Source organism: Methylobacterium sp. WL6, assembly GCF_008040095.1.
Classification (GTDB): Bacteria; Pseudomonadota; Alphaproteobacteria; order Rhizobiales; family Beijerinckiaceae; genus Methylobacterium.
The window spans coordinates 1-10,424 of record NZ_VRVH01000153.1 but is presented as its reverse complement, the minus strand read 5'-3'; the positions used below and the strand labels follow the sequence as shown (position 1 = coordinate 10,424).

11 protein-coding genes, 1 tRNA gene and 2 pseudogenes are annotated in these 10,424 nt (G+C 70.0%); 6 read left to right on the top strand and 8 right to left on the bottom strand.

What is annotated here, in order from left to right:
- A partial coding sequence (locus FV230_RS18030) for an acyltransferase family protein (RefSeq protein WP_246694905.1) occupies positions 1 to 797 on the bottom strand: 797 nt, incomplete at its 3' end.
- 481 nt (positions 798 to 1,278) lie between these two features.
- Between FV230_RS18030 and FV230_RS18025 the strand changes: the two genes are divergently transcribed.
- Positions 1,279 to 1,355 (top strand) — tRNA-Arg (locus FV230_RS18025).
- Between the two features lie 440 nt (positions 1,356 to 1,795).
- Here FV230_RS18025 and FV230_RS18020 read toward each other — a convergent pair.
- Positions 1,796 to 2,869, bottom strand: a complete 1,074-nt coding sequence (locus tag FV230_RS18020) for a hypothetical protein (RefSeq protein ID WP_246694904.1) — start codon at positions 2,867 to 2,869, stop codon at positions 1,796 to 1,798.
- Between the two features lie 437 nt (positions 2,870 to 3,306).
- Between FV230_RS18020 and FV230_RS18015 the strand changes: the two genes are divergently transcribed.
- The 3 genes from FV230_RS18015 to FV230_RS18005 all read left to right on the top strand — a co-directional run bounded on the left by FV230_RS18015 (position 3,307) and on the right by FV230_RS18005 (position 4,079).
- Positions 3,307 to 3,468 (top strand): YqaE/Pmp3 family membrane protein, encoded by a 162-nt coding sequence (locus tag FV230_RS18015; RefSeq protein WP_187274833.1) that lies wholly within the window; start codon positions 3,307 to 3,309, stop codon positions 3,466 to 3,468.
- Positions 3,469 to 3,493: 25 nt separating this feature from the next.
- Positions 3,494 to 3,745 (top strand): hypothetical protein, encoded by a 252-nt coding sequence (locus FV230_RS18010; RefSeq protein ID WP_147727082.1) that lies wholly within the window; start codon positions 3,494 to 3,496, stop codon positions 3,743 to 3,745.
- Positions 3,746 to 3,875: 130 nt separating this feature from the next.
- Positions 3,876 to 4,079, top strand: a complete 204-nt coding sequence (locus FV230_RS18005; RefSeq protein ID WP_147727083.1) for a hypothetical protein — start codon at positions 3,876 to 3,878, stop codon at positions 4,077 to 4,079.
- A 6-nt stretch (positions 4,080 to 4,085) separates the two neighbouring features.
- On the opposite strand, the gene FV230_RS18000 is transcribed toward FV230_RS18005, so the two are convergent.
- The 4 genes and pseudogenes from FV230_RS18000 to FV230_RS17985 all read right to left on the bottom strand — a co-directional run bounded on the left by FV230_RS18000 (position 4,086) and on the right by FV230_RS17985 (position 6,072).
- Positions 4,086 to 4,268 (bottom strand): hypothetical protein, encoded by a 183-nt coding sequence (locus tag FV230_RS18000; RefSeq protein WP_147727084.1) that lies wholly within the window; start codon positions 4,266 to 4,268, stop codon positions 4,086 to 4,088.
- A 7-nt stretch (positions 4,269 to 4,275) separates the two neighbouring features.
- A pseudogene (locus tag FV230_RS17995) lies at positions 4,276 to 4,740 on the bottom strand (YceI family protein); the annotation flags it as partial.
- A 98-nt stretch (positions 4,741 to 4,838) separates the two neighbouring features.
- Positions 4,839 to 5,444 (bottom strand): cytochrome b, encoded by a 606-nt coding sequence (locus FV230_RS17990; protein WP_147843373.1) that lies wholly within the window; start codon positions 5,442 to 5,444, stop codon positions 4,839 to 4,841.
- 52 nt (positions 5,445 to 5,496) lie between these two features.
- The gene (locus tag FV230_RS17985; RefSeq protein WP_147843375.1) at positions 5,497 to 6,072 is read right to left on the bottom strand and encodes a YceI family protein; all 576 of its coding nucleotides are present in this window, start codon (positions 6,070 to 6,072) and stop codon (positions 5,497 to 5,499) included.
- A gap of 137 nt (positions 6,073 to 6,209) precedes the next feature.
- Here FV230_RS17985 and FV230_RS17980 point away from each other — a divergent pair, with 137 nt between their 5' ends.
- The gene (locus FV230_RS17980) at positions 6,210 to 7,157 is read left to right on the top strand and encodes a LysR family transcriptional regulator (protein ID WP_147843372.1); all 948 of its coding nucleotides are present in this window, start codon (positions 6,210 to 6,212) and stop codon (positions 7,155 to 7,157) included.
- Positions 7,158 to 7,227: 70 nt separating this feature from the next.
- Here FV230_RS17980 and FV230_RS17975 read toward each other — a convergent pair whose 3' ends face one another.
- The gene (locus FV230_RS17975) at positions 7,228 to 7,605 is read right to left on the bottom strand and encodes a hypothetical protein (protein WP_147727087.1); all 378 of its coding nucleotides are present in this window, start codon (positions 7,603 to 7,605) and stop codon (positions 7,228 to 7,230) included.
- A gap of 97 nt (positions 7,606 to 7,702) precedes the next feature.
- On the opposite strand from FV230_RS17975, the gene FV230_RS17970 reads away from it, so the two are divergent.
- Positions 7,703 to 8,641, top strand: coding sequence for a LysR family transcriptional regulator (locus FV230_RS17970; protein WP_147843371.1), 939 nt, complete (start codon positions 7,703 to 7,705; stop codon positions 8,639 to 8,641).
- Between the two features lie 138 nt (positions 8,642 to 8,779).
- Here the strand turns inward: FV230_RS17970 and FV230_RS17965 are convergent.
- A pseudogene (locus tag FV230_RS17965) lies at positions 8,780 to 10,297 on the bottom strand (ABC transporter substrate-binding protein); the annotation flags it as partial.
- Positions 10,298 to 10,424 lie beyond the last annotated feature (127 nt).

The window sequence follows — 10,424 nt, the reverse complement described above, 5'->3', positions numbered from 1 at the left end:
CCCCGCGCCACCGGCCCCTCCCGGCGGACGGGCGGCGCCGTGACGGCGGCGCCCACGATCAGCACCGCGGCAACGCCACCGAGCCAGCGCGCGGCCGCCGTGTCGACGAAGACGCAGAGCACCAGGAAGGGCAGGGCGAGGAGCGCCGTCGCCGGACGCATCCAGCCCGACGCGATCAGCCGCGGCAGCAGCAGGCCGCCCGCAAAGGGCGCACAGGCCGCCGTGACCGGCACCAGGTAGAGCGGCGGCGGCATTAGGCTGCGGCTGTCGGGCGGCAGCAGCGGAAAGGCGACCGCCAGCAGGACGAGCCAGCCGGCGGCGAGGGGAACGAGGCGCCGCGCCTGCCCGGCCGAGGCCAGGAGGAACAGGCCGACATAGAACGACAGCTCCAGGGCGAGCGTCCACTCCACGTTGAGGGGCGAGCTTCGCGCGCCTCCGGGCGCGAGGGACAGGGCGAGCACGGACATGCCGCCGAACTGCAGGCCCAGCGCCGCGAACAGGCCGGCGGACAGCGCCACCACCCCGAAGTAAGTCGGGAAGATGCGGCTGACCCGATGCGCGAGGAAGACGAGCGGCGCATCGCGGGTGACGAGCCGGGCCATCAGGAAGCCCGACAGGGCGAAGAAGATCGCCACGCCCCAGACGCCCATCAGGGTGTCGAGGGTCGCGAACGGCCGTGCGGCGCCACGCAGCGCCTGGGCATACACGGCGACGTGGTGCACCAGGACGAGGCTCGCCGCGAACGCCCGCAGAAGCTGCAGGTTCGCCAGCGCCCCGCCGGGCCGCGCGATGCTCACGGCCGCCAGGGCGCCGCCTGCCGGCCCCGAATGCATCGGGGCCGTGACGGCGGGAGGATGATGTCGGTCGAGACGAGTCTGCATCGCCGGCGCTTCGAACGGTGTTGCACGCTGAGCGTCGCAGCGCGGATGCCCGCCAGAAACAATCAGAAACATGGCCGATACAAGATGGCCGTGCCGTCTTTGGCCGGGCCTGCCGTTTGGGCCACAGTATGAGGATACCGGTATCGCTCGAACACTTTGCCCGGGTGGCGTACGAAGCCTCGCTCGGATCGCAGAACCCCAATCCCCCTCTTCGCCGGCCCGTAGCACCATGGCGCGATGCGCACCGAGCGCCGCGGACAGCGACGTGCGCCGTGACGCCTCGCCGATCGGTGGGACCGCGGCAACGGCGATCCCACGTCGTCATCCCCCCGCCTTCGACCCCGCGACAGCCCCGTTGCGCCGCGCAGCGGCATCGGCTAGGAAATCGGTACGGTCAGCACCCGTAGCTCAGCTGGATAGAGCGTTGCCCTCCGAAGGCAAAGGTCACACGTTCGAATCGTGTCGGGTGCGCCAATTCCGTACAGAACCGCGAACACCTGCCCGGCGGGTGAGCCAGCGCCGGCGATGACGGGTTCCGGGCTGGCCGTATCGCCAATGATGCGGATAGCGTTCTCGACGCAATCGACGATCGCCTGAAGCAACGCCTTCGCAACGGGATCTCGCCCTCCGTCGCGCTCTCACGCATCGACCGGCCGCATGACGCGATCAATTCGGGTGCGCTCTCAGCGAGCGGACGGTCCGCGACCCGCTCGATCGCTGATGCGGGGCCCGAAACAAGCTCTTCGACCAGCCTTGAAAGATCACGTCGATCGGTCTGCGCGCCGGGCGCCCTTGGTCATAATCGACACCGATCGGCATGAGCGGATGGTGCGTTCCCGCGGCGGTCGCAGGCGCGAAGCAGCATCGTGGGTCGCGGCGCCAGGCTTCACGCCCGTCCGCGCCGCGCGTCGGCATCAGTTGGTGATCTGCGGCTGCATGGTCGTCTGCCCGAACATCTTCGCCAGCGCCGCATCGATGGACGGCCCGCCGGAGGCTTCGGCATACCAGCCCGGCGAGGAGCAGGCCTGCAGGTTCGGCGCGATCTGCGAGACGTAGGGCTGGACCAGGCTTCGATAGTTGCCATCCAGCGCCGAGCTTCCCGTGGTCGGATCGGCCAGGATCGGCAGGTAGGTGGTGTAGATCACCCCGACGGTGATGTTCTTGTTGTTGTAGCTCTGGCAGACGGCCGGATCGAACGCCGCGGTGCAATGCCCGGAGGTGCAGGAGGAACCCTTCACGTCACGCAGGCCGTCGGTGATGATGATGACGTAGGCGCGGGACGTCGCCTGGCTGGTTCCGTCGCCGCTCGTCGGGATCTTAGTCAGCAGATCGGTCAGCGGCTCCTTGAGGTAGCTGTCGCCGGTTCCGCCACCGTTGTTCGGGCCCAGGTCGATGTTCGCCGCCGCGGCCGACAGGCTGTTCCAGTTCGAGCTGAGCGTCGCCAGCTGATTGAGGCTGTAGGTCGTTCCGTTCGCGGATGAGAGGCCCGTCGTGTAGAGCGCGATCCGGTAGTTGCTGGTGCCGGCGGCGAGGGCGTCGCTCTGGGCCGTGGAGATCGTCTTGTTCACGGCATTGCGCAGGACGTCGATGCGCAGGGTGATCGGTGGAACGGCGCTGCCGGCGATGGACTGATAGCTGCTCGCCAGCCTGCTGCCGGTCTGCACGACGTGACAGCCGAAGACGCAGCCCGTGGCGCCCGAGTTGCCGGCGTTCCTCTCCATCGTCTTGATCAGGGTGAAGAGGCTCTTGGCTCCCGCCGTGGTCGAGGCGAGGCCCATCGACTGCGACACGTCCAGAGCCATGTAGAGATCGGTATAGAGCGGCATCGAGGCCGAGGATTTCGCGGAGCCGGAGGCATTCATGCTCCGGACGCCGAAGATGCCGCCGAACGACGTCCTGGTCGCGACGTTGAACGTCGCCAGCGCGTCGATGCGCTGGCCGACCTTGGCGACGGTCACGGTTCCGCCCGTCGCGATGACGTTGGTCATCCGCGCCACGTGCGCGTTGAACAGGCCCGTCGCACGGGTCTGCGCCTCGGTCTTGGCGGACGCGACCGAAGCGGCGCTGCCGTCCGATTGCTGGATCAGCGCCTTGGCGACGCCGCTGGCATAGAGGGCGGCGGCGTCGGCGGCGGTCTGGCAGGTGGTCCGGGCGGTGAGCAGCTGCCCGTAATCGATGGCGAGCCCCGTGGTGCCGATCAGCGGCAGGAGGAGCAGCCCGAAGAGAAGCGCGATGTTGCCGCGCCGATCCGCGACGGTCGGTCAAACGACAAAGCACGCCAACCGTTGCGACAGGCTCTCTCACCGCGCCCACGCCGCTTGGGCGAGCCTGAGTCGGAACAAATCGGGCTGAAACAGCCTGAGTGTGCGGGGCAGCATTGCCGACGCCGTGCACCCGCCGACATCGTCTGGGGATGCGACGCGCCATGGTCATGATCATCATCTGCTTCCTGGCGCCGTGGCTGGCAATGTTCCTGCGCGGGAAGGTGATCCAGGGCATCCTGTGCATCCTCCTCCACATCACCGTCATCGGCTGGATCCCGGCAACGATCTGGGCCCTGGTGGTCACGCGCAAGGAAGCTGCGTAGGGGCGTCGGACCCGGGGAGGCTTTCATGCAGAGCAGGCTCGCGAAGACGATCATCGGGGCGATCCTCGCCGTCGCCCTGGCCGTCGCCGTGTCCTACGGCTTGATCACCCAGCAGACCGCCGATCAGATCCAGACGAAGGCCGACCAGACATTGCAGACCGGCCCTGGTGTTCCGCCGGCCGGGCCCGGGCAGCCGGCGCCGGCGCCTCCGAACCCACAGGCGCCGACGCAGCCCGGTACGACGCCGGCAACCCCACCCGCGGCGCCGCGGCCATGAGGAGGTCGCAGCCGGCACCGAGGCGCGAGATGTCGGATCCGCCGCGATGAGGTCGAAGGGCCGCTCCGCATGAGGGCGTCTCCGGACCCGGCAGGCTCCCGGAGTGCACCTCCATCCGAAGGATAGGCCCATGCTGATGACCGTGCTTCTGCTGGCCTTCCTCGGCATCCTCGTGGTGATGCTGGTAACGCGCCGGCATATCGGACGGCTCGGATCGCTGGCGACGCTGATCGCAGCCGCGGCGCTGGCCCTCTGGCTGATCGACAGCGGCTTGGTCCCGGGGTCCAAGGGCCCGCTCGAGGGCGACCGGGCGACGACGTTTCGCGATCGGTGATCGCCGTTAGTCGACGAGCGCGGTCGCGCCGAGATCCTGACCGGCTGCGCCCTTGCGCCGCCGGTCATTCGCGCCTTCGGCTTCGTTCGGCGCGGCCTCGGCCGCGTCGGCTCGGAAATGGCTCCGGCTCGGCGAAGGACGACCGGCAGCGTGCCGGCCGAGGTCGCAGGCAGCCGGCACTTCGAGCATCGCGATCCTAGCGCGCACCGTCCTTCCGGCGCGCCACGAGATCGAGGTCGACGCCGACCTCGAGGGCGACCCATTGGCCCGACGCCCACGGCCCCTGCCCGACGCCGAAATCGGTGCGCACGAGATCGAGATGCCCGGTGGCGTGAGCGGCATCGCCGGCAAGGGTGAGGCGGAAGGGCAGGGTCGCGTCGTGGCGGATGCCGCGGATCGTGAGGCTGCCGACGGCCTCGTAGGCGTCGCCGCCCCTGGGCACGAAGCGCCTCGCCTCGAAGCGGGCCTGAGGCGTCGCCTTGGTGGCGAACCAGTCGGCCTGCGGCAGGGCCTCGTCGCGCTGGACGTCGCCGGTCTCGGCGCTGGCGAGGTCGACGGTCACCAGCGCATGCCCGGTCTCCGGGGCGGCCGGGTCGAAGGCGATCTCGGCCTCGAAGCGCTTGAAGCGGCCCTTGAACGGGACGCCGACCTGAACCCCCGAGAAGCCGAGGCGGCTCTAGGCCGGGTCGACGGCCCAATCCGCGGCCTCGGCGCAGGCGGGTGCGGCGAGGATCGCGGCGGCGAGCAGCAGGCGATACGTCATCGGGGCGAAACCTCGCGGCGGGTGGGGCCGAGCGACGGCAGCATCCGCCGCAGGGTGTCGTCCCGCAGGACGAAATGGTGCCGCAGGGCGGCGCCGGCATGCAGCACGAGAAGGGCGATCAGGAACCAGGCGCCGGACGCATGGACCAGCTTCAATCCGGCCTCGACCGCCGCCTTGTTCGGGAGGTCCGTGACGATCGGCAGATGCGGCCAGGGCACGACGCTGTACAGGACCGTCGGGATGTTGAACGGCGAGGCCGAGACCAGCGCCCAGCCGACCAGGGGCATCGCGATGATCAGCGCGTAGAGCACGCCGTGGGCGAGATGCGCCGCGGCCCGCTCCAGGGCCGGCATCGCCGCCGGCAGGGGCGGGGGCCTGTGGAAGGCGCGCCAGCCGAGCCGGAGCAGCGACAGCACGAGCACGGTGATGCCGACCGACTTGTGCCACTGGTAGAGCTGGAACCGGCGCATCGGCGCCAGGTCCGCATGCGTCATCGCGAGGCCGATGCCGAGGAGCGCGAGCACCAGGGCCGCGATCGCCCAGTGGAAGGCGATCGCGACGCGGGTGTACCGGAGCGGGGCAGGGGCCACGGCCTCGGGCATGGTCGTTCCTGGCATCGCGATCTCGGGGCCGGCGGTCGTGCGCGGCTTGGGCCTATTCGGTGCGCTCGAACGCGCCGGCGATGGTGAGGTGCAGCTCGTCGCCGATCAGCGGCACGTAGGTCTTCACGCCGAATTCCGAGCGCTTGATCGCGCCCTTGGCGTCGAAGCCGACCGTGTACTTCTTGCTCAGCGGGTTCACGCCGGCGCCGACCAGGGTCACGTCGAGGGTTACCGGCTTGGTCACGCCGTGGAGCGTCAGGTTGCCGGCGACCTTGGCCTTGTCCTTGCCCTCGGGCGTGACCTTGGTCGAGACGAAGGTCATCTCCGGGTACTTGGTCGCGTCGAGCCACTGGTCGCCCTTCAGCTCGTCGGTGAGCTTGGTGCTGGTGGTGGTGACCGACGCGACGGGAATCGTGATCTTGAGGCTGCTCTGAGCCGGGCTCTTCGGCTGAAGGTCGAGAGTGCCCGAAACCTCGGAGAACCCGCCGGAATAGTTCGAGAAGCCCATGTGCGACACGGTGAACCCGACCTGGGTGTGGCCGGCATCGACCGCGTAGGCGCCGGCCTGGATCTGGGCCGGGTCGCGGGTCGGCGGTGTCTGCGCCAGCGCCGGGGCGGCGGCGAGCATGAGTGCGATCGACAGGGCGGAGGGGCTGAAGGGCTTCACGAAGAGCTCCGGGCTCGCTGGCACGGCGGGATGCGCCGTTCGGAGGCGCCGAGATAGGCCGCTTCCCAGCGGTGCGGAAGCGCGGTAACCGGAGACGCATGGTTGCGATTCCGGAAACCTTCACCGGGCATCTCGACGACGTGCGTGCCTTCTGCGCGGTGGTCGACCTCGGCAGCGTGACCCAGGCGGCGGCCTTCGTGCGCGAGACCAAGGGCAGCGTCAGCCGCCGCGTCTCGCGACTGGAGGCGGTGCTCGGCGTGACGCTGCTGGCGCGAACCTCGCGCGCGGTCTCGCCGACGGCCGACGGGCTGGTCTTCCACGCCCGCGCCCAGGAGAGCCTTGCGCTCCTCGACGAGGCTCTGGAGACGGCGCGCGGCGCGCGCACCGAACCGCGCGGGCACCTGCGCGTCACCGCCTCCATCGATTTCGGCGTCGAGGTGCTGCCCGATCTCGTGGCGAGCTTCCGCGCGCGCTACCCGCAGATCACCATCGAAATGCTGATCACCGACAACCGGCTGGACCTCGCCGCCAACCGCGTCGACCTCGCCCTGCGGCTCGGCGGCGCGCATCCGGACAGCGGCTACATGGCGCCGATCCTCGCCGAGCTGACGATCGGCCTCTACGCCGCCCCGGCCTATCTCGCTCGGAAGCCGGCTCCGGCCGACCTCGCCGGGCTCTGCGACCACGACGTGGTGTTCTCGCGCGAGCGCGTCGGCGCCTCGCAGATCGCGGTGTCGGACCGGCTCGGGCGCGAGGCGCTGATCGACGTGCGCCCGGTGGTGCGGGCGACGGATTTCGCCACCGTGCTGCGGTTGACGCTGGCCGGCGTCGGCATCGGCCACATCCCGAGCCTCGTCGCCGCGAAGGCGCTGGGCGCCGGCACGCTGGTTCCGGTGATGCCCGATTGGGCGAGCCGCGGCGGGACGCTCCGGGCGGTCAGCCTCGCGGGGCGCGAATTGCCGGCGCGGGTCCGGCTGTTCCGCGAGCATGTCCGCGCGGAGGTGGCGCGCGCGTCGTCCGGTCGGCGGCTCCATGATCCGGCCTGACGGCGTCTGCCGGCTCCCGGCCTCGTCGCGAGGCCGGGAGGGTCGGCACGGCCGGGCATGCCCAGAGCGCTCAGTCGACGGCCGCGGCTTCCAGCGTGACGGCCTTGGTCCGGGAGGGCTGGACCAGGATGCGGTCGCCGACGCGGCTGATCTCGATCGTCTCGGCGGGCGAGTCGGCCGGGCGCGGGGTCGAGAGCGTCACGCTCTGGTCGTCGGCCAGGACCGTCTCGAAGCGGACGGCGGGGGCTGCGGCGCGCGGCGCCAGGGTGACGACGACGCGATACCCTTTCGGCTCGGCGGTGTAGTAGGCGACGCCGGACAGGGTCCCGAGGTCGACGCTGCCGGCCGCGGCCGGCTTGATCTCGGCTGCGCCGGCACTGCCGAGGCCGGCGGTGAGGGCGACGATGGCCGCGAGGGCGACGGTGCGGCTGCGAGTCTTGATGGACATGATCGTGTGACCTTCGTGCTGCCAAGGGCCCGATGCCCTTGCCTTGGTCACGAATATGTTCTGCAGTGCAGCATGGATCAAACCGATCGTATCGCTGATGACTATCGATCACATCGATCTTAGCCGCATCGACCTGAATCTGCTCGTCGCCCTCGACGCGATGCTGGCCGAGCGCAGCGTGACCCGCGCCGCGGCTCGCATCGGCATCGGCCAGTCGGCGATGAGCTCGAGCCTCGCCCGCCTGCGCCGGCTGTTCGACGACGAGCTGCTGACCCGCGCCCCCGACGGCATGCGGCCGACGCCACGCGCCCTGGCGCTGGCCGAGCCCGTCCGCGCGGCCCTGCGGCAGATCCAGGCGATCGTCCGGCGCGAGGCGGCGTTCGATCCGGCCACGACCGAGCGGACCTTCACGGTCAGCTTGCCGGACAGCACCGAGGTCCTGCTCGGGCCCCGGCTACTCGGCTACCTGCGCGCCGAGGCGCCGGGCATCCGCCTGCTGTTGCGCTCGGTCGACCGCACACACATCCTGGAGGAGCTCGACGCCGACCGGGTCGACCTCGCCATCGGCTTCGGGTTCGAGGGGCAGACCCATCACAAGCAGCGCCTGCTCTACCGCGACACCTACGTCTGCCTGTTCGACGCCGGCCAGGTCGGGCTCGCGCCGCCGATCTCCCTGGACGACTACCTCCGCTTCCCGCACATCCTCACCAGCCTGCGCGAGACCGCCCACGGTGTCGTGGACGACGCGCTGGCCAAGCTCGGGCGGGCGCGGACGCTGGCGCTGACGACGCCGCGGTTCCTGGTGGTGCCGTTCCTGGTACGCGCCGCCCCGGTGATCACGACGATGCACGCGCGGCTCGCCACCTACTTCGCCGACGCGCTCGGGCTGACGGTGAGCCCGGCGCCGGTGGAGCTGGACGCGGTCTCGGTCTCGATGCTGTGGCACGCCTCCTACGACGACGACCCGGCCCACCGCTGGCTGCGGCAGGTGCTGGTGCGGCTGGCGGGCGAGACGGCCGAGGTCGAGCGGCTTTAACGGGGTGGGGCAGGGGGCCGGCGCATCGCCGACCCCGCATCCCTGACCACGCTCTTCCCTCCCCCCTCTGCGGGGGAGGGAGTACCCGTCACGCATCTGCTGCGCGATCCGGTAGCGAAGGAAACCCGCGCCGCCCCATCACGCCAGCGTCGTCAGGTCCTGGAACCAGTGCTGGGCCTGGGTGTAGCCCTTCACCTTCGGCGAGAGCGCGTGCGGGTTGGTGTCGTGCACGACCCAGACCTGCACCGCCTCGTCGACCACGATCTCGTGGATGCGGGCCAGCAGCTTGTCCTGCTCCGCCGGGTCGAGGCTGGCCTTGACCTTGTCGCAGAGCGCATCGACCTCGGCGTTCTTCCAGTGGCTCCAGTTCACGCCGTTCGGGGCGATCTGGCGCGAATCGTAGAAGCGCAGGATCGCGTAGAACGGATCGGAGGTGACGTAGGCGATGTTGCCGGCCGAGACGCCCTTCTGGCTCGGGTCGGCCGCGCCCTGGCGCCAGCCGGTATAGGCGACCTCCAGCTCAACGGTCTTGAACTCGACCTGGATGCCGATCTCGGCCCAGCTCTGCTGGATGAACTCGTTGATCGGCAGGGACAGCATCTGCCCGGTGCCGCCGGTGGGGATCAGGATCGTCGCCTTGACCGGGTTCTTCACCGAGAAGCCGGCCTCCTCCACGAGCGTCTTGGCCGCCGCGACGTCGGTCTTGATCTGGAAGGTCGGCTTGCCGAACCACGGGCTCGACGCCTGCACCTGCCCGACGGCCGGGGCGGCCAGGCCGCCCATCAGCTGCACCACGCCGTCGCGGTCGATCGCGAGGTTGGCGGCCTTGCGCAGGCGGATGTCGCGCCAGGGCGAGCCCTCGACCATCGAGAGGTGGTAGTTCCAGACATGCGGCGTGTCGTTGCCGACGATCCGCATGCCGGCGGCCTTCAGACGCGGCACGGCGTCGGGCGCGGGCAATTCGATCAGGTCGACGTTGCCCGACAGGAGCGCGTTCACGCGGGCGAGGTCTTCGGGCACGCAGGCCAGCGTCAGCTTGGCGAGCTTCGGGGCGCGCTTGGGGTTCCAGTAGGCCTCGTTCGCCACGAGCTCGAGGCGGACGCGGGGCTGGAGCTGGCCGATCTTGTAAGGCCCGGTCCCGGAAGGCTGGAACGCGAACTTCGACCAGTCGCGCCCGGCCGCCTCGAACCCGGCCGGCGACGAGATCAGGAACCACAGCATCTGGTAGGGGAACAGGCTGTCGGCGGTCTTCGTCGTCACCTGCACGGTCATCGCATCGAGCTTCCGATACGACGCCACGCCGGGCAGGCGCGGCCTCACCTGGGCGGCCTGGCGCTGGTCGAAGTGCGGCGCCTCCTTGTTGAGCACCTTGTCGAAGTTCCAGATCACCGCGTCCGCATCGAAGGCCGAGCCGTCGTGGAACTTCACCCCGTCGCGCAGGTGGAACGTCCAGTTCTTGCGGTCGGCCGGGTCGCTCTCCCAGGACGTCGCGAGGCCGGGCACCATCCTGCCGGGGCGGTCCGCAACGTCGAGCTCCCAGGCGATCAGCGGATCGTAGAGGGTCAGCCCGGTGAACTGGTAGCCGCCCGCGCCCTTGTCCGGCTGCCCGGTGGTGAGCGGCAGGTCCGACATCGAGATGCCGTAGGTCAGGGTGCCCGCGGGTTTGCCGCCGGGCGCCGAGCCCCCCTGGGCGAGGGCGCCGGGCTGACTCTAATACACATCTTAAGCTGCCCACGACTACAAACGTGTAGATCTAGGTGGTCGCACTTTCATTAAAAAAAAA